This is a genomic window from Sphingobacterium sp. JUb20 (assembly GCF_004342035.1).
Taxonomy (GTDB): domain Bacteria; phylum Bacteroidota; class Bacteroidia; order Sphingobacteriales; family Sphingobacteriaceae; genus Sphingobacterium; species Sphingobacterium anhuiense.
The window spans coordinates 58,035-82,599 of sequence record NZ_SLYV01000014.1; the positions used below are offsets into that span (position 1 = coordinate 58,035).

Genomic DNA, 24,565 nt, shown 5'->3' on the forward strand with positions numbered 1-24,565 from the left:
CAACATGTTAGAAATATTATATCAAGACGAAGATATCATTGCGATTAATAAACCACATGGTTTACTTGTACACCGTTCATCTATCGCGCGCGATGCTTCCGAATTTGCCCTTCAGCTCTTGCGTGATCAAATTAATCAAACGGTATACCCTGCACATCGCCTTGATCGAAAAACAGCTGGAATCCTCTTATTCTCTTTAAATAAGGATATGGATAAGGAATTGCAGCAGTTATTTCAGAACCAACAGGTCGATAAAAAATATCTAGCGATATTACGTGGCCATGCGCCCGAAGAGATGCACATTGACTATCCCCTGAAAAAAGATAACGGGGTAATACAGGAAGCACAAACCGATTTCAAAACAATCGCTCATACAGAACTTCCTTTTCCTTCAGGAAAATTTCCAACATCCCGTTATAGCTTAGTTGAAGCAAATCCTACAACAGGAAGGATGCATCAGTTAAGAAAGCACTTCGCACACATCTTCCACCCGATTATAGGTGATCGCCCTCATGGTTGTAATAAACAAAACAAGTTTTGGAAAGAGCATTTTGAAATGGACACCATGATGTTGCATGCCTCTGAAATAACATTTAAGCATCCCAAAACACAAAATAATATCATCATCAACGCAGGACTACAACCGGAATTTAAACGTGTCCTCGAGATCTTAAACATGGAGAACTCAATATGAAGAATATCATACTGGATTTTTTTCTAACCATCACCGGTATCAGTGCCGCGTCAGGGTTAGTACATCAAAATAATCACCTTTTTCTAATCGCTGATAACAGTCAATACTTGTACGACTTTGGACTAAATGACCGACTTCTAACAAGAATTCAACTTGACAAAAACACATCAGATCTAGAGAATATAGCGAAAGCTAGAAAACCAGATTTTGAATCCATAACTTTCGATCAGGATAAATATTATATTTATGGTTCAGGATCAACGCCAAACCGTAACCTTCGCATTACCTACCAAAAAGAGGTTCTAACCGAAGATTTTTCCAAAATATATCATCGCTTACAGCAGAAATTTCTAGTCGATCAGGACAATTTTAATATTGAAGGTGTTATTCATACGGAAGATGAGATTTGGTTATTCAATAGAGGTAATGGTCAAAAAGCTCAAAACGGAATCTTCAAAATCAACAAGTTCAACACTGAAAAATCCAGTTTTGATGCGATCAAATTACCGCTCATAGATCAAGTACAAGCAGGTTTTACCGATGCCATTCTGGTTGGTGACTTCGTTTATTTCATTGCTGCGGCCGAAGCATCAAACTCAACTTATTTAGATGGGGAAATTGCGGGCACAATACTTGGAAAATTTAATCGTAAAAATTCTCAAAGTATTGAAACTATCCGTATTCCGGGAAAGCACAAATTTGAAGGCATTACCTTAAAAGAGCAATCAGAAGATCAGATCACTTTTTTTCTTTGCGAAGATAAAGATGATGATAAAATGGAAACCACGATTTATTCTTTGACAATCGATCAGTAAATCGATTGCATAAATGCTAATCTTTAGGCTAAAATCCATGTTTATTTTGTAAATTTGTAAATAAATAAAACTTATCGTATTATGATCAAAAATACTGCCCTTACGGATACGCATATCGCTTTAGGAGCGAAAATGGTACCTTTTGCAGGTTTCAATATGCCTGTTCAATATTCGGGCATCAATGATGAACACGAAACTGTTCGTACAGGTGTAGGTGTGTTTGACGTTAGTCACATGGGCGAATTCATTCTAAAAGGAGAAAAAGCGCTAGACCTTATTCAGATGGTGTCTTCAAATGACGCATCTAAATTATATGATGGTAAAATACAGTATGGTTATCTTCCAAATGAAACTGGAGGGATAGTAGATGACTTTTTAACTTACCGCATCGACGAAAACACATATTTCTTAGTTGTCAATGCTTCTAATATAGAGAAGGATTGGAATTGGATTTCCAAATACAATAGTTTTGGCGTTGATATGAAAAATATTTCAGACGAAACTTCACTATTTGCGGTACAAGGGCCTAAAGCTGCTGATGCTTTACAATCTTTGACAGATATTGAACTAGCATCTATGGAATACTACTCTTTTGCTAAAGGTACCTTTGCTGGAGTAGAAAATGTGCTGGTATCAGCTACAGGTTATACTGGTGCTGGTGGTTTTGAAATCTATGTTGCTAACGAAGATGCTCAAAAAGTTTGGGATGCTATATTTGAAGCTGGAGCAGCTTACGGTATTAAACCAATCGGTTTAGGCGCGCGTGATACGCTTCGTTTAGAAATGGGCTTCTGCTTATATGGCAATGATATTGATGATACAACTTCTCCTTTAGAAGGCGGTTTAGGATGGGTAACAAAATTCACGAAGGAATTTGTTAACTCGGCGAATCTAAAAGCGGAAAAAGAAGCTGGTATCAAGAAAAAACTAGTAGGATTTGAAATGATTGACCGTGGTATTGCACGTCATGATTACGAAATCGTAGATGCTGAAGGAAACAAAATTGGTCGTGTAACTTCAGGAACACAATCTCCAACATTGAAAAAATCAATCGGTTTAGGCTATGTAGATAATGCTTTCGCTAAAGAAGGCACTGAAATCTTCATCAGTATCCGTAACCAAAGTATAAAAGCAAAAGTGGTAAAACCACCATTTGTTAAGTAATAATAAAAAGGGGGCAATTGAAAAATTAGCCCCCTTTTTATTGCTTGTTCTTTTCTAATCTTCTTCGCTCTTCCTCTTTCTTTAAATCAATCCTAACTTTCTTAATTAGTACACGTTTAAAGAAAATAAAGACGACCAATAGCGCGATCGAAATACCACAGACTAAAATGTTTCCTGCTTCATAAGACTTATAGCCATAATAAACTGCACCTACTATCAGTAAGTTGATTAGAATATTTAAAATAAAATTTTTTGTCATAAGATTACTTTTTACCAATTACCTTCTCCCTAAATTTGAAGAAATAAAATAGACCCGCTACTATATTGAAAAATATAATAAATAAAGCCAAGAGCATCCGCTCTGTATTTGAAATTCGACCAGAAAAAATGATTTCTCTCAGTACCAATACGACCCAGATTAAAGAGAGTAACAAAGATATACTAAAGAGAATAGGAAAAATTTCAAAATAAAAGAATTTTGATATTATTGAAATGCAATAAAAAGCAAGACTAAACAAAAAAGCTTGTTTAGTCTGATGCTCTAAGTTTTTCATTAAATACGATTGTTGATTGTAAACCTATTCGGTTATTGATTATCGATATTAAAAGTATAACCTTGATGGATGTATATTAATAAACATCGATCTCAGGATCGATCTCCTCTTTCCAAGCAAGGATTCCACCTTTTAAATTTGCTAAATTATCAAAACCTTGTTGCTCTAACATCATTACTGCTTGCGCAGAACGTTTTCCTGAACGGCATTGTACCACGACAGGTTTATCTTTAGCGATTTTATCTACTTCAATTAAGATTCCAGATAAAGGAATATTTAATCCTCCTAAATTAGAAACCTCATATTCAAATGATTCACGAACATCAATTAATTGAAAATCTTCGCCATTATCAATTTTTGATTTAAGCTCTTCTACTGTTACTTCTTTCATGATGATTACTATTTATATCAAACTTAGATAAATTGATTTTTATATGCAACATAATTTTGTCACATATAAAAACAATTTATGTTCTCTCCTCTGCCATTAAAAGCTATTAATTCATAGAGGAAATATACTACTTAATTACGAAAATAAACCGTTAAAGCGTGAGGTCTTTTTGCATAACATAATCATCCAAAATATAACCATAATAAGGGATGTCAACAACTTCCGTTACAACAAAACTCTGCTTTAAATAAAAATGATAAGCCGGATTACCCCGATTTACATTTAGCTCTAAAAGCTTTAGATCTCTTGATTTAGCCAGATCAGCTACAAAATTTAAGAACTTCGTTCCATAACCTTTTCCCTTATCTTCAGCTAACAGATAAAGTTTTTCTATTCTCAAAATCGATTGTTCCTTATTTTGAACAGCAACAAATCCTTTGGGCACAGCATCTTCATACAATAAATAAAAATCTTGACCACTGTCCATTAAAGCCTGAATTGCATCAACAGTGTAATTTTTATTCAACATAAAATCAATTTGTTCTTGCGTTAGAATAGCAGGATAAGTTTCATTATAACTTTGCCGTCCAATTTTACTAATAAATGCCGCTTCGTCCTTTCCTGCGGATTTAATAATTACTGCGCTCATAGTTTTTCTGTCAATAAACAATATTTTGGTGATGAAAATTCTAACCTAAAAAAACCATCTTCAATTGTTTTAAAGTGATTTTCTCCGATCGCTTGCAAACCACTTGTCTTCAAGTCATTCAGTACAGAACCTATAAAAAGCTCATCCCCAGCAGGCATCCATTTCTCAAATCCCGATTGAACAAAGATAGTTCGCGTTTCGTGATGCAACCATACAATATCAATCCTTGCTGCAAAATGTTCCAATACTGTCTGATCAAATCCAGATCCTAATATATTTACAGCTTTGTACCCCTCCTCAATAAGATAACTCAAAGCACTGGCTATAAAATTTTTTTCATAAATAACAGCCTTTACATGCTCCTGCGGGAAATCCATGAGCCCCGAAGTGAAGATGATATCGACCTTATAGGCCTGAGAAGTAACCGCTTCATAAGAGTTGACATCCGTAACGATCGTTGGAGACCATTCTAAAAGCTGTCCAACCAACTCTTTGTCAATACTATAAATATCCGTTATCAGTAGTGCCGGCTCTTGCCTTTCTCGAACAATATGATGTGACGACATAGACTTTACTGACCTAAACGTCTTAATGTCATATAAGCCATAAGACCAATGCTCAATTGTAATGCATCTTCATCAATATCAAAAGATGACGTATGAACAGCAGACTGGATACCCTTCGACTTATTTCCTGTGCCTAAACGGTAGAAGCAGGCATTTACTTCCTGCGAGTAATAGGAAAAATCTTCTGCCGCAGGCCAAAGATCTAAGTCTAAAACATTTTCTTTACCTAGATATTCTTCAGCATAACCTCTTGCTGCTTTTGTCAGTTCAGGATTGTTAATTAAGAACGGGTATCCTTTACGTACATCAAAATCACAAACCGCACCCATACTCTCTGCAATACCTGTTGCCATTTTAACCATCTTTTCATGAGCCTCAGCGCGCCAATCTTCATCAAACGTACGAAAGGTTCCTTCAAGATAAACTTCGTCAGGAACGATGTTTGTAGCTCCATTTGCAATGATCTTTCCGAAAGAAAGAACTGTAGGGGTTTTTGGGTCGGCAAATCGGCTCGCAATCTGTTGCAGTGCCGTTATGATATGCGCTGTGATAACAATTGGATCAATATTTTGATGCGGATGGGCACCGTGACCTCCTTTACCTTTTACTGTCACAAAAAGTTCATCACAAGAAGCCATATACTTCCCCTCTCTAAAGCCAACTTTACCTGCCTCAATAAAAGGCATAACATGTTGTCCTATAATGGCTGAAGGAATAGGATTTTCTAAAACTCCTTCTTTAATCATGAGGGATGCTCCACCCGGAAGACGTTCTTCTCCTGGTTGGAAAATCAATTTTACAACTCCTCCAAATTCCGATTTCAATGCGTGCAATATTTTGGCCACACCTAATAAAGATGAGGTATGCACATCATGTCCACAGGCATGCATGACACCCGGATTTTGAGAACCGTAAGTCCTGCCTTCCACTTCTTGGATAGGCAAAGCGTCCATATCAGCGCGTAAAGCAATCACTTCATCAGAAACGATGTCACCCGTTAAATAGGCAACTACACCCGTATCAGCCATTTCTTCAAAGGGAATTCCAATAGCATTCAAAACAGACTTGACATATGCCGAAGTATTATACTCTTCAAAAGAAAGTTCAGGGTGCTGATGAAGATGTCTCCTCATTTGAACTGTTTCTTGAAAAAACTGTTGGGCTAAGGCATTAACTTTATCTTTAATACTTGCCATTTTAATAAGATTATTGGTAAACAAAAACGTTTTCAGAGAATACGAAGACGTTCTTAAATTGTTGACGCAGCAAATTCATAAAATTATTTGCTTCAGATCGACTCCTAAAATCTCCTACTTTAACCCTATAATTAGGTTCATCGTAATTAATATAGGTATCAATATCTTTATACATATTTCTAAATCGCGCCTGCTCTGAGAAAGCACTGTTACGATCACTGCCTGCAAATATCTGAACCCTAAAACCACGAACCGTAGTACGCGTAGCCGCGCTTCTTACAGTCGGTTTAGTTGGTACAGCAACAGGTTTGCTTTCGACAGGATTGATACCCATATTTGCCCTAACGTGTTGTAATAGCGTAATTAATGTATCTTTTACGACAACTACATTTTCATTTTGTTGCGCCTTTACTTTCGAAAAAGTAAAAGCAACTAAAGCAAAAACAACTATCAATCCTCTCTTAAGCATTATTATATTTTTTTAAAACACTGCCTAGCTATTAACGCCGTGACAGTTTTTGTATTTCTTACCAGAACCACAAGGACAGTCATCATTGCGGCCAATTGCATTTTCATTGCGGATAGGCTGTGTAGGGCCCAAATCACGGGTATCTACATCCTCAGCACTTACTCCAATTGGAGATTCCAGCTCTGCTTTTGTCGCTTTAACCTGTACCGGAGCAGCTTGAACAGAACGTTCTGGAACACTTTGCATATTTTGTCCAGGGATCTCACCTTTAAAGATAAAGCTTACAATATCCTTATTCATGGTCGCTAGCATCGACTTAAATAAGTTGAATGCTTCCATTTTATAGATGATGATCGGATCCTTCTGTTCGTAAACAGCATTCTGAACAGATTGTTTTAAGTCATCCATTTCACGTAAATGCTCTTTCCAAGCTTCATCAATTAATGCTAAAACAATACCTTTTTCAAAAGATTTGAAAACTTCTCTTCCTTCTGTTTCTATTGCTTTCTTCAAATTTGTAGCAACTTGAATGCCACGAAGACCATCGGAGAAAGGAATAACAACATTTTCGACAACATTACCACGCTCTTCAAATACATTTTGCAATACTGGCATCGTATGTGCCGCTACCGTATTTAATTTAGTGTGGTACGCATTGATTATCTGATCAAACAAACGATCTGTTAACGCTTCGATCTTTAGACTTGTGAATTCTTCTTCCGAAATCTCTGGATTTACAGCAAATATACGGATTACTTCAATTTGAAAATCTTCATATGAACCGCCTTCTTTAGCATCAACAACAATTTCTTCAACAACATCAAAAATCATATTGTTCAAATCGACGTCTAAACGTTCTCCGAACAATGCATTCTTACGCTTTGTGTATATAACTGTACGCTGTGAGTTCATCACATCATCATACTCCAATAAACGCTTACGAATACCAAAGTTGTTTTCTTCTACTTTACGCTGTGCTCTTTCGATTGACTTTGTCAACATACTATGTTGCATCACTTCACCTTCTTCAACACCCATTTTAACCATGATGTTAGAGATACGCTCAGAAGCGAAAAGACGCATTAAGTTGTCTTCCAAAGAAACAAAGAACTGCGATGATCCCGGATCCCCTTGTCGACCAGCACGACCACGTAACTGACGGTCAACACGACGAGATTCGTGACGTTCTGTACCGATGATCGCTAAACCACCTGCAGCTTTCACCTCATCTGTTAATTTAATATCCGTACCACGACCAGCCATGTTTGTCGCAATAGTTACCTGTCCAGGTTGACCTGCTTCCGCAACAATATCGGCCTCTTTTTGGTGTAATTTTGCGTTTAAGACATTATGCTTTACCTTACGTAATTGAAGCATACGGCTTAATAATTCAGAGATCTCAACAGAAGTTGTACCGACCAACACAGGTCTTCCCGCTTCAGTTAACTTTTGGATTTCTTCCGCAACGGCATTATATTTTTCACGAGCAGTACGGTAAATAAAATCTTGACGGTCATCACGTAAAGCAACGCGGTTTGTAGGAATTTCTACAACATCCAATTTATATATTTCCCAAAGCTCACCAGCCTCAGTAGAAGCTGTACCCGTCATACCCGCAAGTTTGTGGTACATACGGAAGTAATTTTGTAAGGTAATCGTCGCATAAGTCTGTGTAGCATCTTCTACTTTCACATTCTCTTTTGCTTCGATTGCCTGGTGTAATCCATCTGAGTAACGGCGACCATCCATGATACGTCCCGTTTGTTCATCTACTATTTTAACTTTGCCTTCGTCAACAATATATTCAACATCATTTTCAAATAAAGTATATGCCTTTAACAATTGATTGATTGAATGAATACGTTCAGCTTTGATAGAATAATCACGTAATAATTCCTCTTTACGAGCAGCTTTCTCCTCTAAAGGAATATCCGCTTTTTCGATATCCGCAATTTCAGAACCTACATCTGGCAAGATAAAGAATGAAGGATCTTCTCCCGAAGCAGTAATAAGCTCAATACCTTTTTCCGTTAATTCTACTTGATTATTTTTTTCATCAATTACAAAAAACAATTCAGCATCAGCTTTAGGCATATTTTTATTCTGCTCTTGCATATAGTAGTTTTCCACTTTTTGCAAAATCTGACGGTGATTATCTTCACTTAAGTATTTGATCAAAGCTTTATTTTTCGGCAAACCGCGATAAGCTCTAAATAATGCTAAACCACCTTTTTCTGGATCGATATCTCCAGCTTTTACAGCTTTCTTAGCTTCATTCAATACCGTATTGATATATGCTTTTTGTGCATTTACCAAACGTTCGATACGTGGTTTTAATTGGTAGAACTCATGTTGATCACCACGTGGGATAGGACCTGAAATAATCAATGGCGTACGCGCATCATCAATCAAAACTGAATCGACCTCATCCACCATTGCAAAATGTAACTTACCCTGTACCAAAGCATCGGGTGTCTGCGTCATGTTATCACGCAAATAATCGAAACCAAATTCATTATTCGTACCGTAAACAATATCAGAAGCATAAGCTTTACGTCTTTGCGGCGAGTTTGGTTGGTGTTTATCAATACAATCTACGCTCAATCCATGAAATTCAAAGAGTGGTGCATTCCACTCCGAGTCACGACGTGCCAAATAATCATTCACTGTAACAATATGCACACCATTACCAGCTAATGCATTTAAATAAGTAGGAAGGGTTCCAACTAATGTTTTACCCTCACCAGTTGCCATTTGTGCAATTTTACCCTGATGCAAGACAACACCACCAATTAATTGCACATCATAATGCACCATGTTCCAAGTTACTTCAGTTCCTGCAGCTAACCATACATTTTTCCAAGTTGCCTGATTTCCTTCAATAACCACATTTTGCTTTTGCGCAGCAAGTTCTCTATCAAAATCTGTCGCAGTAACGACTAATTGTTTATTTTCTGCCAAACGTCTTGATGTTTCTTTTACCACAGCAAATGCTTCTGGTAAAATATCCATTAAAACCTCTTCTAATTTTTTATCACGGTCTTTCGATAATTTATCTACACTTTCGTATATCGCTGTCTTTTGTGACATGTCCAAATTATCATCTTCAGCTTCAGCCTTTAGAGTAGAAATCTCTTTATCAATATCTGCTAAATATCCTTTTATTCTATTTTTGAAATCAGCGGTTTTGCCACGCAATTCATCATCACTTAACGGCGAAAGTTGTTCGTACTCCGATTTGATTTTTTCTACAATTGGCTGGACCGCCTTAATATCTCGCTCGGATTTACTTCCAAATAATTTACTTAAAAATTTTAACATAATATTCTTTTCTATCTCAATTTATGACTTTCATTCAATAATGACTCCAAACTAAAATTGCAGACAAATTGACACTAATCGGGCAAATTTAGTTATTAGATATCATATCTAACACACTATATCTATATTTTTTACTATTTTTTATGACAAAAATAAATTCTTTTCCGTTTTAGGGATAAAGCCCATATCTTGAGCCTTCTTAAACATGATTTCAATCGCCGAACGCCCCTCTTTTCCAAGTTCTACAGAGTACTTATTGACATAAAGTTCAATGTGTTTATACATCACCTCGATGCTCATCTCCTGAGCATGCGATTTGATAAACTCGAGACCTGATGTCGGGTTTGCAAAAGCATATTCGACACTCGCTCTCAAAACGCGGTTCAATTTTTCTTTAATATCTTGAGGAATACTTCTTTTAACAACAATACCACCTAAAGGAATAGGACAATTTGTCGTTTTTTCCCAATAATCACCCAAATCAACCACTTTAAATAAGCCCTTTTCCTGATAAGTAAAGCGGTTTTCATGAATGATCAATCCCAAATCTATAACACCGGCTAACAAAGCACCTTCAATTTCTGAAAAAACAAGTTCCTTTTTATTTTTCAATTCAGGAAATGCCAAACCCAATAAAAAATTAGCTGTCGTATATTTCCCGGGATAACCGACCCGTAATTCTGCTAGTGCTTTCGTTAATACCGTTTTGGATGACAATAGTTCTTGAAGCTCTTTAGCCAGCTCTTCATCTTTCGTAATTAACATGGGTCCTACTCCAAAACCTAATGCACTACCGGCGTCCAATAGCTCATAATCTTCAACAGCATAAGCAAAAGCGTGGTAACTTAATTTTGTGACGGCCAAGTCTCCCCTAAAGGCTTTTAAATTCAAGGTTTCGACATCTTCATATACAATGTCAAACTCTAGTCCTTCTGTATCTATTTTATGATGAATAAGTGCATCAAAAATAAAAGTATCATTCGGGCATGGTGAAAAACCCAATGTCAATTTCATATGGATAATTTATGTGTAAGTATATAAAGTATGGTTGCTATAAATGTAGCGACCAAGACTCCTTTTGCTAAGGCACCTTTTTCTCCTTTAAACAAAAAACGTATAACCAATAAGTTCATAAATACCGCTATGGCATAAATTAACATCGGCTTTTCCGATATCGTTTTTTCAAAAAGCGTTGTATAGGTAGAAAGTAAATAAGCGATCATGGGTGCAATGGCACCCAACAAAATCCCTATGCCTAAATTGTTTTTCATATTAACTATCGAATCCCCAAGAATTTAATTCAGGAATAACATGATGAGCAGTCATATCAAACTGTGTGGGTACGATAGCAACATAACCTTTGCTTAATGCGTATGAATCAGTATCCTCTCCACGATCTTCCAACTCAAACCTGCCAGTCATCCAATAATAATCCCGATCTCTAGGATCGACACGCTCATCAAACTCTTCAACATAATGTCCACCTGCCTGACGACAGATCTTTATTCCTTTGGCTTCATCTTTAGGAAAATTAACATTCAACAAAGAACCTTTTGGAAGACCATTTGCCAACACCTGCTTGGTGATTGATACCAGATAGGATCTACAATGAGAAAAATCTGCATCGTAATCAAAATTATCTAAAGAAAATCCAATAGACGGAATTCCTTCTATTGCTCCCTCAACCGCAGCGGACATCGTTCCTGAATATAAAACATTGATCGAATGATTGAGCCCATGATTAATACCAGAGACACATACATCAGGCTTACGCCCCTTAAAGATCTTATTTACGGCCAATTTGACGCAATCTACCGGAGTTCCAGAACATTTATACATCTCAACCCCTTCATACAGATCAATACGGTCTAAACGCAAAGGTCGCCCGATCGTAATGGCATGTCCCATACCCGATTGCGGACTATCGGGAGCAACGACCACCACATGGCCAATTTTTTGCATTTCTTCAATTAAAACTTTAATCCCTGGAGCTGTAATGCCATCATCATTCACAACCAAGATGGTTGGTTTCTTCTTTGTCATGATGCTAATTTAGGAAGAAAAATAGAAAAGCGTTAGCTTTTAACCTATTGCTTTTTCTTTTTATACATTAAAAAGACCTTAACTCATATTTTTTAAAGGACATCTGATGCACATATAGGTATCTCATTAAATATTTTAGGAGATTTATATCAGGTATTATTTAGGTTTTATAGAGGGTTTCTATAGATTTACCTCTATGAACCCTCTAGAAACCCTCTATTACTCCTGTAGTATCACTACAGGAAATTATAATATGTTCAAAATATAATTGCCATATATCTACCAGCAGAACTGCATTAAAAAAAGATGATTTTTATCCGATATATATTCTAAAAAATATAAAGTAAATTTCTCTTTTGAGTAACTTCGACCATTCATATCGTTTTCCAATTAAAAATGGTCAATTTTATACTTATTATATTCTGTGTCTGTGCTGGTATGCTATTTAAGCATTTTAGATTAATTCCTGAAAATGCTTCAAAAAGCATTAATATATGGGTTTTATATATCGCCTTACCTGCCGTATCTTTTAAATATATTCCCCAGATCACCTGGAGTACGCAACTTTTTTTCCCTGTCCTATCCCCTATACTTGTTGTTGCGGGGAGTTGGCTCTTTATGGAACTGTATTGTCGCTATAAAGGCTATAGTCAGCGGTCAAGAAGTACGCTGGAATTGTCGTCGGCATACAGCAATACCTCTTTTATTGGTTTTCCTTTAATTATTGCCTATTATGGGGAGCAGAATCTAAGTATTGCTATTATTTGCGATCAGGTAAATTTCATGCTATTGTCTACCGTTGGGATTATTTGTGCCATCAAGGGAGACCGGAGCAATAATGAAGGGATTAAGGTTGGTGCCCTATTAATAAGACTTGTTACTTTTCCTCCTTTTATCGCCTGCATACTTGCCCTCGTATTGGCACAATACGTGGATTTGAGTGTTACCGAACCATTTTTTGATAAGATCGCATCTACAGTAGCGCCCTTGGCATTATTTTCTGTTGGGTTGCAGTTGCAATTTAAAGGCATGAAGAGAGAGATTTCTCAAATTTCGATGACCTTATTGTATAAATTGATGTTAGCGCCTGCGATTGTTCTTATCGCCGCATTGTTACTCAATGTTAAGGGGGATATCGCCCGTGTGAGTATTATGGAAGCGGCTATGCCGACTTTAATTACAGCCAGTATGGTGGTACAACAATTTAGGCTAAACACGAAATTAATCAATCTCATTATTGGCTTAGGAATTATCTTAAGTCTATTGACAACAGCCATCTGGTCTTATATCATTTCAATATTTATTTAAAGTCTCCGATATCGATTGCGAAGATTATTGTGGCTTATGATCTATTTATATGTTATTTTTAGCATGTTTCTTAAATACGCTAGAATATGAAAATGAATTATGAGTCGCGCTACTCAATTAGCCCAAATGAATGTAAAACACTTGATACAAAGTCTTTAAGAGAGAACTTTTTAATAGAAAATATTTTTGAAGCAGATCAGATACATTTTACTTACTCACACTATGACCGCTACATGGCTGGAGGTGCCATGCCGGTTGCTGAAAAAATAAAATTGGAAACGATTCCAGCATTGTTGAAAGAACCTTTCTTTCTCAGCAGAAGAGAGCTTGGAATTATTAATGTTGGTGGAGCTGGAAAAGTAGAAGTTGATGGTACCACCTACGAATTAGGCTACAAAGAGGCCTTATATATCGGAAAAGGTGTTGAAGATGTTTACTTCAATAGTAATGATCCCTCGAATCCAGCAAAATTCTATCTAAATTCAACTCCTGCTCACCATACTTTCCCCACAAAAAAAGTAACGAAAGAGTCGGCTAATAAAATTGAACTCGGATCTCTTGAGACAGCAAACCATAGAACAATCAATCAGATGTTACTGAATAAGATTGTTGATACCTGTCAACTTCAGATGGGTATGACAGAGCTAAAACCAGGATCTGTTTGGAATACGATGCCTGCACACACCCATGACCGTCGAATGGAAGTTTATTTCTACTTTGAAGTTCCCGAAGGTCAAGCGGTATCACATTTTATGGGTCCAGTAGATGAAACACGCCATATTTGGATGAAAAATGAACAAGCTGTGATTTCTCCCCCTTGGTCAATTCACGCTGGAGCAGGTACCAGTAACTATACTTTTATCTGGGGAATGGCAGGAGAAAACCTCGACTACGACGATATGGACAAATCTGCAATTACAGATTTAAAATAAATACTATGAAATCATTATTATCGGTGGCATTATTACTCGGTATTACATCTAGTTTATCTGCCCAAAATAAGAGCTCATTACTCATCCACAATACTTCTTCTTTTGAGAGAAAAGAAGTCGTGAGTATTCCTTACGAAAAATTTAAACAGCACTTTGAACTAAAAGACACCGTTTTTTCGATTTTGGAAGAAGAATCGAAAAAACCGGTCATCTATCAACTGGAAAAACGCGGAAAATCAACACCTCAAAATGTACTGATTGCGGTTCACATTGCTCCGAAAGCAAAAATTGAACTTGCAGTTACCGCCACTGCACCTGTAAAGACAGCAAGCAAAACATATGCGCGCTATGTTCCTGAACGAAAAGATGATTTTGCATGGGAAAACAATGTTGTAGCTTTTCGAGCATATGGTAAAGCTTTAGAAGGGACTTCTGAAGATGCACAAGGTTTTGATTTTTGGTCAAAACGGACCAACGATCTAATTATTGATGAGTGGTATAAAACAGGTGATTATCATGCCGATCACGGTAAAGGTCTCGACTATTATTCTGTAGGACAAACCCTTGGGGTAGGTGATATGGCACTATACTTTAATGGTCAAATTCAATACACAAAACACTACCGTCGATCAGAAGTCCTGGACAATGGTCCTATACGCAGTACTTTCAAATTAATTTATGAGCCTCAAGAAATAGAAGGTCAGATGATCAGTATTGAAAAAGAGATATCAATTGATGCCGAAAGTCAGTTAAGTAGAATTAATGTGAAGATGCATAATGCAACCGCTACTGAGACACCTATCGTATTGGGTATCGCCAAGCGAAAAGAAGCAAATCCTAATTACACGATTTATAAAAAAGAAAACTTCTTTGCTTACTGGGAACCAGAGAATAAAGGCAATATTACGGGAACAGCGATCATTTTACCACATGTAAAGAAAGATTTTATTGATACCCCAACTCAATTTTTATGGAATATAGCGGCTAAAAATAATCAGACCCTGACATATTATATTGGCGCAGCCTTCAACAAAGCCGGAAAAATTGAAAATATGGATGCTTGGAAAGCTTATTTGCAACAAGCATCAGAACAAATACAAAAACCATTAACCATTAGCTATAAAAAATAATGTCCATACTACAATCATTTGATTTAACAGGTAAAATAGCCCTTGTGACAGGTTGCAAAAGAGGAATTGGCAAAGCTATGGCCGAGGCATTAGCTGAGGCTGGAGCAGATATAATTGGTGTATCTGCAACATTAGAACTAGAAAATTCTGCTGTTCAAAAATCTATTGAATCTTTAGGTAGAAAATTCCATGCCTATCAATGTGATTTTTCAAAGCGAAATGACTTGTATGCATTTATTACTAAGGTAAAAGAACAACATCCTGTCATTGATATATTAGTCAACAATGCCGGTAATATCTTACGAAAACCCGCAGCAGAACATCCGGATGAGTATTGGGATGAAATTATCGAGATCAATCAAAATGCTCAGTTTATCTTAACCAGAGAAATAGGTAAAGACATGATTTCACGTGGAACAGGAAAGGTCATATTTACAGCATCTTTACTCTCTTTTCAAGGCGGAATCAATGTACCTGGATATGCGGCTTCTAAAGGTGCGATTGCATCGCTCACGAAAGCTTTTGCAAATGAGTGGGCCTCCAAAGGTGTCAATGTGAATGCTATTGCTCCTGGATATATTGCAACAGATAATACTGAGGCATTACGCGATGATCCGGAGCGTTCTGCTTCTATCTTAGGTCGAATTCCTGCCGCAAGATGGGGAGAACCTCAAGACTTCAAAGGACCTATATTATTTCTGAGCTCTGAAGCGTCTAACTACGTTCATGGAACAATTCTGACCGTAGATGGTGGCTGGATGGGTAGATAACAAATAGATGTAGAGAGATTTCTTTTTATTAGATCTCTCTACATTTTCTTAACTACTCGAAATCCAAGATTACTAAAAGATGCATTTGGATTGACCGAACCTATGTATTGCGAATTAAAGGATGCGCAACTATTTTTACTGCACCACCACGATCCCCCGCGTGCATGGGCAACTTTCCTACCTTTATCACGTTCTAATGCGCCTTCACAAAATTCAAACACATTACCATATACATCATATAAACCTAAAGGATTTGCTTTAAATGTTTTAATCGGTGATGTATAGAGATAACCATCCGTGGTATCGGCTACCAAATGATTTCTGCCATGCCATATATTGGCATAATTGATGATTTTTTCTAAATCTACCCCTTCAAAATACTTTGTCTCCGAACCTGCTCTTGAAGCCACTTCCCATTCATCCAATGAGGGTAAACGAACCCCTGCCCATTCGCAGTAAGCGACTGCATCCCGATAGGATATACAGGTAACAGGATGATTCATTTTATCTTTAATCCCGCCTCTACTTATTCCGTTTGGAAACCGCCAATATGCCGTACTATCCTGTATCCATCGAAATTCTTCTAATCCGGGTTCAAAGACCATTGCATTACGAAATCGTTCTGCCAATGTGACATAATGCGTAGCAGAAACAAATGCAGCAAATGCTTCATTTGTTAATTCGGCTTCAGCAATAGCAAAAGCTGGAATTGAAACGGATCTTTTAGGGTTATCCAAACTGATTGTATCACCTAAAATATAAGTACCTGCCTCCACCGCAATAAACTTTTGTTCTTGGGCAAAAGAAGTATTCATGTATAAAAAAAACCCAATCAATAATATCCGAATGCTCTTCATCATTTTGAAATTTTCTGATTATAATAGTCCTGTGCCGTAGATAAGAGAAATTGTTCGTTTGCTGTATTGAAACGAACTGATGTCATATAATTAGCATCGCCCAAATACAATTTTCCATACATCTTAGATTTCAGGTAAGGCGTGTACTGTTCTTTTTTTAATATTAAAGATAATACCGTCAAAACATCCCTATCTTTCCTATTTGTTTGATAATAGCGAATCATAGCCGGGATACTTTCCCATGCAGATATTTCCAGAAGGGCCGATTTTAAATTGACACCCATATGTTTCTTTACAGCTATGGTTTCAAAAATCAATGTCTGTACTGTATCGCGATTCTGTTTGAGAAACTTATATTGATCCGCGCTCCAGTCGACTCCTGAAAGACGAAAGGTAAGTAACCCAAAGATCTTTTGATCTTCACCCCGACTTGTCATATCATCTATACAAGCCTGACTATATACTTCTGGATGAATCATAACATAGGTAAACTGTTCTTTTAAATTCAATCGCTTAAATTCGTCCTTAGAAATAGCCGCGATGTAATCTGCAATCATGCCATCATCTTCTGGTTCTTTAATTTTTTTGATTAAAGATTCAACTTTTCTCAAACCAAACTCAGGTTTTGTCTCCTCCTCGCGGTATGCCCTATAGTTTCGATCAGCCTGCGTCGGTTCAACATAAACATGCTCTTGTGCAACTAATGTTGTACATAGACAAATCATAAAGAGGCTGACACTAATTATTCGCTTCATATTATTTCTTTTTTACTTTGTAGTAACGATTTGCCCGCTCACAAATTAAATCCTCATTTGCTTTATTATAGTTCAAGTAGGCATAATAACCAGCATCTGTACCATACAATTTCTGATAGGATACTGAATTGAGGAATTCTTCATATTCGCCACGTTTCATTAATAGCATCAGTAAGGTTAGTGCATCTTTATCCTTTGGTGTATTTTTAACATACGTAATGATAAAAGGAATCATGTTCCAAGCATTCATTTCTAAAATTGCTTCTTTGTAGTTAATGCCCATCCATTTGCTCCGTCCAACTGATTCTTGAATGAGTTTCAATACCGAGTCTCGATTTTCAAGAAGAAAGTCAGCTTGTCTCTGGCTCCAGCTCGCCTCATTAAATCCCGTTTCAAGCTGTCCGAAAATGCGTTTCTGAAGATCATTTTGATATTCTGGAATAGCACAATTCTGTTGAGAAAGTTCTGCATGGATCATTACATAAGTAAATTTCTCTCTTAGGCTCAGTCCATTAAACTGCGAAGCACTTATCGCCTCAAAACCTCCATCAGAGCTTCCTTCTGGATCTTCTTTAAATGTAATATTTGATATTAACGTCTTGATTTTCGTCAGTCCGTACGGCGGTATAGTCATTTTAGTGCGCAATTCGTATCCTTTTTCATCCCTAGTATAAGAACTTCCATCATCCTCGTTCGTCTGAGCAAATGATTTTATAAAGCCTGAAAAAACGAGAATCAATAATATTAAATGTTGTTTCATTGTTTTAATATAAGTTAGTCCAGTTGTCCATTTAAAATTTATTGAAGATATGAATAAACTGTTATATAAAAATACAGACCATAGTACTAGTCATTTCTCTTCTATTTGCAGTAAATACTAAATTATGATTATCTTAAAATAATATTTCTAAGCTAATACAAATAAACAAACAATGCTACATTCAAAAAACAGTCCAATTTTCAAGTTTTTTTTATTACTCGTACTTGTATCGTTCTCATTTATTTCGTGCCAAAACACGATTAAAGAAAAGATAAAGAATGATGATGTCATCGAATTCAATGGTGATGATCAAGCCATGAATCAGGCCATCCTCGAAGCAAATAAAACGTTTCAGAATTTTGAAACTTCTTTTAAAGATCCCCAGGAAGGATACGAGAGTTTTGCTATCAAAGTAAGATTCGATACAGAAGATGGGGGTGGTGAACATATCTGGGTGGGTAACCTAACCTCAGATGGCAAATCATATCGTGGTACCGTTAATAATGAACCGCAACTAACTAAGGTTGTAAAATATGGTGATCAAGTAACAATAGATCCGCAGCGGATCTCTGATTGGATGTATCTAGATAAAGGGGTCCTAAAAGGTGGATATACCATCCGTGTTATGAAAAAGAACCTATCTGAAGAAGAAAAAAAGGCTTTTGATCAGGAAGTTGGATTTATTATAGAAGATTGAAGTTCATAAAAAAGGCGAAACTTAAGTTTCGCCTTTTTTATGAATATAGTCCTTTTTTTTCGATAAACTCAATGACTTTATCCGGAGTATAGAATTTGATATTGCTCCCCTCTTTCACCGCTTGTCGAAGAAAGGTAGAAGACAATTCCATCATCGGTGTTTGTGTCAGGGTTATTGACGGATGTTCTTTCATTGTACCGCCATTATATCCAGGTCTTGGATAAACATAGATATGATAATCCCTTAAAATAATATCGTGATTCTTCCACTTTGAAAAGGTCTCTAAAATATCTTCACCCATAATTAAAACAAATTCATGCGTGGGATATTTTTCTGCCAGATGTGTTAAAGTATCGATGGTATACGAGGGTTGCGGTAAACTAAATTCAATGGAACTTGCCTTTAAATTTTCGGTCTCTTCAATTGCCAGATTAACCATCTCTAAACGGTCGTACATATTACCTAGGCTCTCTTTCTTTTTAAATGGATTTTGTGGGGATACCACAAACCAAACTTCGTCCAGCTCAGTATAGTTGGCCATATAATTGGCAATAATCAAATGCCCAACATGAACTGGATTAAAAGACCCGAAGAATAATCCGACTTTAGCCATTACTTTTTATTCAGAAAGTCCATTACCAATTTCTCTGCTTCCACAACAGCAACATCCAAATCATAATTTTTTAAAATCACATCAAACTTATCTGCATAGGATAATTCGGATTCAGCTTTTGCAAAACGTTCCTGCAATTTTTCTTCAGAGTCTGTTCCTCTACCACGCAGGCGTGCTTTTAAAACTTCTAAGGAAGGAGGTTGCACAAAAATAGATAAGGCTTCGTCTGGAAACTTTGAACGCAAACGAAGTCCTCCAATCACATCAATATCAAAAATAACATGTTTACCCTGTGCCCAGATACGTTCTACTTCAGAACGTAATGTTCCATAAAATGTACCTGAATATACTTCTTCGAATTCGATGAACTCTTGTTTCGCAATCTTATGTAGAAAGTCTTCTTTTGATATAAAGTAATAATCTTTGCCATCTATTTCTTCACCGCGCGGTTCGCGTGTACTAGCAGAAATAGAAAACTCCAACTTATCACCATGTTTACTTAATAGATTCTTTACGATTGTTGTTTTACCTGCTCCTGATGGTGCCGAGAATATAATTAACTTACCTGCCATTCCTATAATACGTTGAGCAATTGCTCTTTAATTTTTTCTAATTCTTCTTTCATTTTTACCACGATCTGCTGAATACCAGCGTGGTTGGCTTTTGATCCTAGCGTATTGATCTCTCTACCCATTTCTTGAGAAATAAATCCTAATTTCTTACCATTAGAATCAGATGCTTTCAAAGCTTTTTGAAAATAGGTACAGTGAGAGCGTAGACGAACTTTCTCTTCTGTTATATCTAATTTGTCGATATAATAGATCAATTCTTGTTCGAAACGGTTTTTATCAACGTTTTCCTTACCTACAGTTTCCTCCAGGTAATGGCCTATACGTTCGCGTATTAAAGGAATACGGTCCATTTCAACAGCTTCGGCTTCTGTTAAATAAGTTAAGATCAATTCAACACGATCAGTCAGGTCCTGCGAAAGAACTGCTCCTTCATCTGCTCTGAAAATATTAAATTGCTCTACTGCCGCGTAAAATGCTTCTAATAATAATCGTGATTCTTCTTCATCAACTTCATTATCATTATTAGCAATTACTTCGGGCATATTAAGAGCCAATTCGAAAAGAGAAACTTGTTTATCTCCCAGTTCAAAAGCAATTTGTTGTAATTGAGTATAGTATTTTTTTAGCAAATCTGCATTAATTGTCGATGCTTTTGCCGTTTGATCAGAATATTCAACGTTTACAGAAAGGTTCACCTTACCTCTTTCAATAAGTTTACTGCACTCTGTACGTAAAGTCAATTCCTTGTCCGAAACTGCTTTTGGTAAACGCAGATTTAATTCAAGAAATTTAGAATTCAAGGATTTAATCTCGACGCTGTACTTAACTTTTCCATTGTCTTTTACAGCTGTGCCGTATCCTGTCATTGATTTTATCATATGCAAAGGTAAGAAACATTCCAATAATGCATAATATCAAGACTATAAATTGATTAATTTACCAATCATGCTTGGCAATAATGACACATAAATAACTTTTTTGATGTCCTTTCTTTCCTGTAGTAACAAAACCAATACCGATATCATATAAAGAGGCATTCCATTCGTCCATCCCTAATAGATGTTTTCGATGATGATAACCGGGCGCTTCTTTACCAATAATTAACCCTTTTATTGCGTCTGTAGCACTTGGCCAATTCCAGGCAATAGACTCAAAATTATTTGCCCGCTTATTTTTTAGCCATTTGGCATTCAAATCATAACCTGCTTGCTGCATATAATAATTAGGACCTATACCATCTGGATTGACATGGTCAAAATAATTTCGCCTTGCCATATCCTTGGCCCGCGATTCGGCAACCTCAGCGAGCCTCTTATTCCAATTCAGTGACTTTCTTGTCACTTTATTCAAATTGAATAGACCGAGCTTCTTTTTATACCGTTCAGGATTTTTACGGATTTCATTAAGAAGATGATAGGCTTCTTTTGCCTGCTTTTTTTCGACTCTTACTTGTGCTGATGATAATGAAAATAGTAGACTTAAACTGAAAATTAATAGGTACTTCATGTAAATAAATAGATGCTTCGTGTGAAATTCTTTCACAAAATAGACTCAAAAAAGGATCTTAGGTTTAGACCGTAGTAGATTTTTTATGATTAAAAAACTGTACCAGCACAGGTACAGCACTAATGATGATAACCAGGAAGACGACCAAAGAGAAATTATTCCTAACCATTGGGATTTGTCCAAAAAAATATCCTCCTAATAAAAATAAAGTGACCCATAATAGCCCTCCAAAAATATTATAGGTACCAAATTTAACATAAGTCATATGGCTAACTCCTGCAAAAAAGGGTGCAAATGTGCGTACTATTGGAACAAAGCGGGCATAGATAATAGTTCTATTACCATGTTTAGTATAAAAAGACTGGGTGTTGATTAAATATTCGGGTTTAAATATTTTAGACTTTGACCTGAAAACTCGATGTCCCAAATATTTTCCAATTTCATAATTAACAAAGTCTCCTAAAACTGCCGCTGTCACTAACACCAACCAAAATAAAGACAAAGAAAGATCACTTTCTGGAAGAGCAATAATAGCTCCTAATGCAAATAATACCGAATCTCCTGGTAAAAATGGTGTTATAACAAGACCTGTTTCAGCAAACACAATTAAGAATATAATCAGATAAGTCCATCATTGATAATCATGAACAATTTGAATAAGATGTTTATCAATATGTAAAATAAAATCAATGAGATTTGTGATAATATCCATTTAAAATGCATGTTTAATAAAATCAAATACTTACTGTTTTGATCATCGAACCTTATTGGGTTACAAATACCTTATTTTATGATACGATACTAAAAAATTGCCTGTAATAAAAAAGGAAGCTTTTAGGCTTCCTTCTTACTTTTAAATTTTTCTTTTAAGACTTCAAAGACAATCGGCAATACTGATAATAAGATAATCAACAGCACTACTTTTGAAAAATTATCTCTGATGATCGGTATATTACCTAAAAAATATCCTGCTAATGTAATCCCTACGACCCAGAGAATTGCTCCAATAACATTATAAGTTATAAAAGTGCCATAATGCATTCTTCCAATTCCTCCTACAAATGGAGCCAGTGTTCTGACAATAGGCACAAAGCGTGCAATTACAATTGTTTTACTACCATACTTTTCATAAAAAGTATGTGTCTTTTGAATCTGCTCGTCTTTGATTACCTGCTTACCAAATAGTTTAAATTTGGTCATCTGCATTCCAAATCGCTTCCCGATGGCATAATTAAGAGAATCTCCCGATACCGCGGCTACTAATAAGATAGCAATCATCAACCAGACATTAAGTTCATTTGGCTGTGCTGCTAGCATTCCTGCTGCAAATAGTAAAGAATCGCCTGGTAAAAATGGCATCACAACAACTCCTGTTTCAACAAAAATAATCAGAAATAAGATGAGATATGTCCACGTTTTATAATCATTTACGATCTCAAGTAAATGTTTATCAATATGCAGAACAAAATCAATGATATGCGCTATAACTTCCAAAACAGTGCGATTAACCGATATTATTTAACATAACTGGCATAACCAGCATTAAAATATCTTCATTTTCTTCTGCTACTGCTGGAATTAGCAAACCTGCACGATTGGCTGTACTCATTTCAATGACTACTTCTTCGCTAGCTAGATTGTTTAACATCTCCACTAAAAATTTAGCGTTGAAACCAATTTCCATATCTTCCCCTTCAAACTGACATCCTAAGCGCTCATGAGCTTCATTAGAAAAATCAAGATCTTCAGCAGAAATATTCAATTCACTACCTGAGATTTTCAAACGTACCTGATGCGTTGTTTTATTCGCAAAAATAACAACACGACGTAACGTATTTAAAAATAGTAAACGGTCAACAGTTAACTTATTTGGATTCACCTGCGGAATTACAGCTTCGTAATCTGGGTAACGCTCATCAATCAAACGACAAATTAAATTGATGTTACCAAAACTAAAAAATGCATTTGTCGAATTATATTCAATCGAAACATTGATATCTTCTGATGGCAAAGATGATTTTAATAAAGACAATGCTTTTTTTGGAAGAATTAATGAAGCAGGCTTTTCTACGCCAATATCAGAACGTCTGTAGCGTACCAGTTTATGTGCATCTGTAGATACAAACGTTACGGCCTTATCTCCCAATTGAACTAACACACCTGACATTGCCGGTCTTAACTCATCATTACTAACAGCAAATATTGTTTTACTAATTGCCTCTGCTAGTATTGGAGCAGGCATATGAACAGTATGCGCATTGTCAATTACTGGAATTTTAGGGAAATCCTCAGGATTCTCACCACTCAACTTATATTTACCGTCACCGGCACTGATCTCGATCGCTAGCGTATTATTATCAACAAAAAAAGCAACTGGTTGATCTGGTAATGTTTTTAAGGTCTCTATTAAAATTTTAGAAGGCATCGCTACTTTTCCTTCTTCTTTAGCCTCAATTTGCAATGACGTAACCATGCTTGTCTGCAAATCTGTCGCAGATATCGTTAACGTATTGTCTTTTATTTCAAAAAGAAAGTTCTCTAAAATGGGTAGAACTGTACTACTACTTGAAGCGCCATTAATAGCTTGAAGTTGTTTTAATAAAATCGATGTGGATACTATAAATCTCATTTCCTAAAATTATGAATTATATCTGCAATATTACGCAAAAGAATCTACATTTTTAGAAGGTGTATATCCAAATAGCGGAAAATTAACTGTATAAACTTTATCTTGCTACAGGTTAGTAAATAATTGAATTTCAATAAAATTGACATCATATATCCCATTTATATTTTGAATATA

The 24,565-nt window shown here is 36.2% G+C and carries 28 protein-coding genes; 8 read left to right on the plus strand and 20 right to left on the minus strand.

Features of this window, described 5'->3' with window-relative positions; translation table 11 throughout:
* Positions 1-4 precede the first annotated feature (4 nt).
* The 3 genes from EDF66_RS21260 to gcvT all read left to right on the plus strand — a co-directional run bounded on the left by EDF66_RS21260 (position 5) and on the right by gcvT (position 2,673).
* Positions 5-694: a pseudouridine synthase gene (locus EDF66_RS21260; RefSeq protein WP_132844920.1), complete on the plus strand. Its 690-nt coding sequence runs from the start codon at positions 5-7 to the stop codon at positions 692-694.
* Positions 691-1,509: a DUF6929 family protein gene (locus EDF66_RS21265; protein ID WP_132771723.1), complete on the plus strand. Its 819-nt coding sequence runs from the start codon at positions 691-693 to the stop codon at positions 1,507-1,509. Before EDF66_RS21260 ends, EDF66_RS21265 begins: the two co-directional genes overlap by 4 nt.
* Positions 1,510-1,593: 84 nt before the next feature.
* On the plus strand, positions 1,594-2,673 hold the full coding sequence (gene gcvT / locus EDF66_RS21270) for a glycine cleavage system aminomethyltransferase GcvT (RefSeq protein ID WP_183918386.1): 1,080 nt from the start codon (positions 1,594-1,596) through the stop codon (positions 2,671-2,673).
* A 37-nt stretch (positions 2,674-2,710) separates the two neighbouring features.
* On the opposite strand, the gene EDF66_RS21275 is transcribed toward gcvT, so the two are convergent.
* The 10 genes from EDF66_RS21275 to surE all read right to left on the minus strand — a co-directional run bounded on the left by EDF66_RS21275 (position 2,711) and on the right by surE (position 11,862).
* Complete coding sequence (locus EDF66_RS21275) at positions 2,711-2,932, minus strand: DUF6358 family protein (RefSeq protein ID WP_132771725.1); 222 nt, start codon at positions 2,930-2,932, stop codon at positions 2,711-2,713.
* A 371-nt stretch (positions 2,933-3,303) separates the two neighbouring features.
* Entirely contained in the window at positions 3,304-3,618 is a 315-nt protein-coding gene (locus EDF66_RS21285; protein ID WP_021189171.1) for a rhodanese-like domain-containing protein, read from the minus strand.
* A gap of 151 nt (positions 3,619-3,769) precedes the next feature.
* A complete protein-coding gene (locus tag EDF66_RS21290; RefSeq protein WP_132844924.1) occupies positions 3,770-4,267 on the minus strand; it encodes a GNAT family N-acetyltransferase in 498 nt (165 codons plus the stop codon).
* Positions 4,264-4,833: a thiamine diphosphokinase gene (locus EDF66_RS21295; protein WP_132844926.1), complete on the minus strand. Its 570-nt coding sequence runs from the start codon at positions 4,831-4,833 to the stop codon at positions 4,264-4,266. Before EDF66_RS21295 ends, EDF66_RS21290 begins: the two co-directional genes overlap by 4 nt.
* Positions 4,834-4,838: 5 nt before the next feature.
* Complete coding sequence (locus tag EDF66_RS21300) at positions 4,839-6,029, minus strand: M20 family metallopeptidase (protein WP_132844927.1); 1,191 nt, start codon at positions 6,027-6,029, stop codon at positions 4,839-4,841.
* A gap of 10 nt (positions 6,030-6,039) precedes the next feature.
* On the minus strand, positions 6,040-6,498 hold the full coding sequence (locus EDF66_RS21305) for an SPOR domain-containing protein (protein WP_021189175.1): 459 nt from the start codon (positions 6,496-6,498) through the stop codon (positions 6,040-6,042).
* A 24-nt stretch (positions 6,499-6,522) separates the two neighbouring features.
* The gene (gene secA, locus EDF66_RS21310; RefSeq protein WP_132771729.1) at positions 6,523-9,819 is read right to left on the minus strand and encodes a preprotein translocase subunit SecA; all 3,297 of its coding nucleotides are present in this window, start codon (positions 9,817-9,819) and stop codon (positions 6,523-6,525) included.
* 141 nt (positions 9,820-9,960) lie between these two features.
* Positions 9,961-10,833: a menaquinone biosynthesis family protein gene (locus EDF66_RS21315; RefSeq protein ID WP_132844929.1), complete on the minus strand. Its 873-nt coding sequence runs from the start codon at positions 10,831-10,833 to the stop codon at positions 9,961-9,963.
* Positions 10,830-11,090 carry a hypothetical protein gene (locus EDF66_RS21320; protein ID WP_132844931.1) on the minus strand — a complete coding sequence of 87 codons (261 nt, stop codon included), beginning with the start codon at positions 11,088-11,090 and terminating at the stop codon, positions 10,830-10,832. Before EDF66_RS21320 ends, EDF66_RS21315 begins: the two co-directional genes overlap by 4 nt.
* A gap of 1 nt (position 11,091) precedes the next feature.
* On the minus strand, positions 11,092-11,862 hold the full coding sequence (gene surE / locus EDF66_RS21325; RefSeq protein ID WP_021189178.1) for a 5'/3'-nucleotidase SurE: 771 nt from the start codon (positions 11,860-11,862) through the stop codon (positions 11,092-11,094).
* 396 nt (positions 11,863-12,258) lie between these two features.
* Here surE and EDF66_RS21330 point away from each other — a divergent pair, with 396 nt between their 5' ends.
* The 4 genes from EDF66_RS21330 to EDF66_RS21345 all read left to right on the plus strand — a co-directional run bounded on the left by EDF66_RS21330 (position 12,259) and on the right by EDF66_RS21345 (position 16,002).
* On the plus strand, positions 12,259-13,170 hold the full coding sequence (locus EDF66_RS21330) for an AEC family transporter (RefSeq protein ID WP_132844933.1): 912 nt from the start codon (positions 12,259-12,261) through the stop codon (positions 13,168-13,170).
* An 86-nt stretch (positions 13,171-13,256) separates the two neighbouring features.
* Positions 13,257-14,102 carry a 5-dehydro-4-deoxy-D-glucuronate isomerase gene (gene kduI, locus EDF66_RS21335; RefSeq protein ID WP_132844935.1) on the plus strand — a complete coding sequence of 282 codons (846 nt, stop codon included), beginning with the start codon at positions 13,257-13,259 and terminating at the stop codon, positions 14,100-14,102.
* 5 nt (positions 14,103-14,107) lie between these two features.
* Positions 14,108-15,232 carry a DUF4861 family protein gene (locus EDF66_RS21340; RefSeq protein WP_132844937.1) on the plus strand — a complete coding sequence of 375 codons (1,125 nt, stop codon included), beginning with the start codon at positions 14,108-14,110 and terminating at the stop codon, positions 15,230-15,232.
* The gene (locus EDF66_RS21345) at positions 15,232-16,002 is read left to right on the plus strand and encodes an SDR family NAD(P)-dependent oxidoreductase (protein WP_132844939.1); all 771 of its coding nucleotides are present in this window, start codon (positions 15,232-15,234) and stop codon (positions 16,000-16,002) included. The genes EDF66_RS21340 and EDF66_RS21345 overlap by 1 nt, the downstream gene beginning before the upstream one ends.
* A gap of 38 nt (positions 16,003-16,040) precedes the next feature.
* Here EDF66_RS21345 and EDF66_RS21350 read toward each other — a convergent pair whose 3' ends face one another.
* The 3 genes from EDF66_RS21350 to EDF66_RS21360 are packed head-to-tail and all read right to left on the minus strand — an operon-like array spanning position 16,041 to position 18,374.
* On the minus strand, positions 16,041-16,862 hold the full coding sequence (locus EDF66_RS21350; RefSeq protein WP_207898713.1) for a formylglycine-generating enzyme family protein: 822 nt from the start codon (positions 16,860-16,862) through the stop codon (positions 16,041-16,043).
* Positions 16,859-17,614, minus strand: a complete 756-nt coding sequence (locus tag EDF66_RS21355; RefSeq protein ID WP_132844941.1) for a hypothetical protein — start codon at positions 17,612-17,614, stop codon at positions 16,859-16,861. Before EDF66_RS21355 ends, EDF66_RS21350 begins: the two co-directional genes overlap by 4 nt.
* A gap of 1 nt (position 17,615) precedes the next feature.
* On the minus strand, positions 17,616-18,374 hold the full coding sequence (locus EDF66_RS21360) for a hypothetical protein (RefSeq protein ID WP_132844943.1): 759 nt from the start codon (positions 18,372-18,374) through the stop codon (positions 17,616-17,618).
* Positions 18,375-18,546: 172 nt separating this feature from the next.
* Here EDF66_RS21360 and EDF66_RS21365 point away from each other — a divergent pair, with 172 nt between their 5' ends.
* Positions 18,547-19,071 carry a YegJ family protein gene (locus EDF66_RS21365; RefSeq protein WP_132844944.1) on the plus strand — a complete coding sequence of 175 codons (525 nt, stop codon included), beginning with the start codon at positions 18,547-18,549 and terminating at the stop codon, positions 19,069-19,071.
* Positions 19,072-19,108: 37 nt separating this feature from the next.
* On the opposite strand, the gene nadD is transcribed toward EDF66_RS21365, so the two are convergent.
* The 7 genes from nadD to dnaN all read right to left on the minus strand — a co-directional run bounded on the left by nadD (position 19,109) and on the right by dnaN (position 24,391).
* On the minus strand, positions 19,109-19,684 hold the full coding sequence (nadD, locus tag EDF66_RS21370) for a nicotinate (nicotinamide) nucleotide adenylyltransferase (protein WP_021190413.1): 576 nt from the start codon (positions 19,682-19,684) through the stop codon (positions 19,109-19,111).
* A complete protein-coding gene (gene gmk / locus EDF66_RS21375) occupies positions 19,684-20,256 on the minus strand; it encodes a guanylate kinase (protein ID WP_132771738.1) in 573 nt (190 codons plus the stop codon). The genes nadD and gmk overlap by 1 nt, the downstream gene beginning before the upstream one ends.
* A gap of 2 nt (positions 20,257-20,258) precedes the next feature.
* Positions 20,259-21,134, minus strand: a complete 876-nt coding sequence (locus tag EDF66_RS21380) for a YicC/YloC family endoribonuclease (protein WP_132844946.1) — start codon at positions 21,132-21,134, stop codon at positions 20,259-20,261.
* A 58-nt stretch (positions 21,135-21,192) separates the two neighbouring features.
* Positions 21,193-21,762, minus strand: coding sequence for a CAP domain-containing protein (locus EDF66_RS21385; RefSeq protein WP_132844947.1), 570 nt, complete (start codon positions 21,760-21,762; stop codon positions 21,193-21,195).
* Positions 21,763-21,826: 64 nt separating this feature from the next.
* On the minus strand, positions 21,827-22,366 hold the full coding sequence (locus EDF66_RS21390) for a VTT domain-containing protein (RefSeq protein WP_243656110.1): 540 nt from the start codon (positions 22,364-22,366) through the stop codon (positions 21,827-21,829).
* Between the two features lie 230 nt (positions 22,367-22,596).
* Complete coding sequence (locus EDF66_RS21395) at positions 22,597-23,256, minus strand: DedA family protein (RefSeq protein ID WP_021188231.1); 660 nt, start codon at positions 23,254-23,256, stop codon at positions 22,597-22,599.
* 10 nt (positions 23,257-23,266) lie between these two features.
* Positions 23,267-24,391 (minus strand): DNA polymerase III subunit beta, encoded by a 1,125-nt coding sequence (gene dnaN, locus EDF66_RS21400; protein WP_021188232.1) that lies wholly within the window; start codon positions 24,389-24,391, stop codon positions 23,267-23,269.
* Positions 24,392-24,565 lie beyond the last annotated feature (174 nt).

Bases quoted from the DNA above. Each gene is read 5' to 3' on its own strand.
- EDF66_RS21260 (WP_132844920.1), top strand. From the start codon at position 5: ATGTTAGAAATATTATATCAAGACGAAGATATCATTGCGATTAATAAA.
- EDF66_RS21265 (WP_132771723.1), top strand. From the start codon at position 691: ATGAAGAATATCATACTGGATTTTTTTCTAACCATCACCGGTATCAGT.
- EDF66_RS21275 (WP_132771725.1), bottom strand. From the start codon at position 2,932: ATGACAAAAAATTTTATTTTAAATATTCTAATCAACTTACTGATAGTA.
- EDF66_RS21285 (WP_021189171.1), bottom strand. From the start codon at position 3,618: ATGAAAGAAGTAACAGTAGAAGAGCTTAAATCAAAAATTGATAATGGC.
- EDF66_RS21290 (WP_132844924.1), bottom strand. From the start codon at position 4,267: ATGAGCGCAGTAATTATTAAATCCGCAGGAAAGGACGAAGCGGCATTT.
- EDF66_RS21295 (WP_132844926.1), bottom strand. From the start codon at position 4,833: ATGTCGTCACATCATATTGTTCGAGAAAGGCAAGAGCCGGCACTACTG.
- EDF66_RS21300 (WP_132844927.1), bottom strand. From the start codon at position 6,029: ATGGCAAGTATTAAAGATAAAGTTAATGCCTTAGCCCAACAGTTTTTT.
- EDF66_RS21305 (WP_021189175.1), bottom strand. From the start codon at position 6,498: ATGCTTAAGAGAGGATTGATAGTTGTTTTTGCTTTAGTTGCTTTTACT.
- secA (WP_132771729.1), bottom strand. From the start codon at position 9,819: ATGTTAAAATTTTTAAGTAAATTATTTGGAAGTAAATCCGAGCGAGAT.
- EDF66_RS21315 (WP_132844929.1), bottom strand. From the start codon at position 10,833: ATGAAATTGACATTGGGTTTTTCACCATGCCCGAATGATACTTTTATT.
- EDF66_RS21320 (WP_132844931.1), bottom strand. From the start codon at position 11,090: ATGAAAAACAATTTAGGCATAGGGATTTTGTTGGGTGCCATTGCACCC.
- surE (WP_021189178.1), bottom strand. From the start codon at position 11,862: ATGACAAAGAAGAAACCAACCATCTTGGTTGTGAATGATGATGGCATT.
- EDF66_RS21330 (WP_132844933.1), top strand. From the start codon at position 12,259: ATGGTCAATTTTATACTTATTATATTCTGTGTCTGTGCTGGTATGCTA.
- kduI (WP_132844935.1), top strand. From the start codon at position 13,257: ATGAAAATGAATTATGAGTCGCGCTACTCAATTAGCCCAAATGAATGT.
- EDF66_RS21340 (WP_132844937.1), top strand. From the start codon at position 14,108: ATGAAATCATTATTATCGGTGGCATTATTACTCGGTATTACATCTAGT.
- EDF66_RS21345 (WP_132844939.1), top strand. From the start codon at position 15,232: ATGTCCATACTACAATCATTTGATTTAACAGGTAAAATAGCCCTTGTG.
- EDF66_RS21350 (WP_207898713.1), bottom strand. From the start codon at position 16,862: ATGATGAAGAGCATTCGGATATTATTGATTGGGTTTTTTTTATACATG.
- EDF66_RS21355 (WP_132844941.1), bottom strand. From the start codon at position 17,614: ATGAAGCGAATAATTAGTGTCAGCCTCTTTATGATTTGTCTATGTACA.
- EDF66_RS21360 (WP_132844943.1), bottom strand. From the start codon at position 18,374: ATGAAACAACATTTAATATTATTGATTCTCGTTTTTTCAGGCTTTATA.
- EDF66_RS21365 (WP_132844944.1), top strand. From the start codon at position 18,547: ATGCTACATTCAAAAAACAGTCCAATTTTCAAGTTTTTTTTATTACTC.
- nadD (WP_021190413.1), bottom strand. From the start codon at position 19,684: ATGGCTAAAGTCGGATTATTCTTCGGGTCTTTTAATCCAGTTCATGTT.
- gmk (WP_132771738.1), bottom strand. From the start codon at position 20,256: ATGGCAGGTAAGTTAATTATATTCTCGGCACCATCAGGAGCAGGTAAA.
- EDF66_RS21380 (WP_132844946.1), bottom strand. From the start codon at position 21,134: ATGATAAAATCAATGACAGGATACGGCACAGCTGTAAAAGACAATGGA.
- EDF66_RS21385 (WP_132844947.1), bottom strand. From the start codon at position 21,762: ATGAAGTACCTATTAATTTTCAGTTTAAGTCTACTATTTTCATTATCA.
- dnaN (WP_021188232.1), bottom strand. From the start codon at position 24,391: ATGAGATTTATAGTATCCACATCGATTTTATTAAAACAACTTCAAGCT.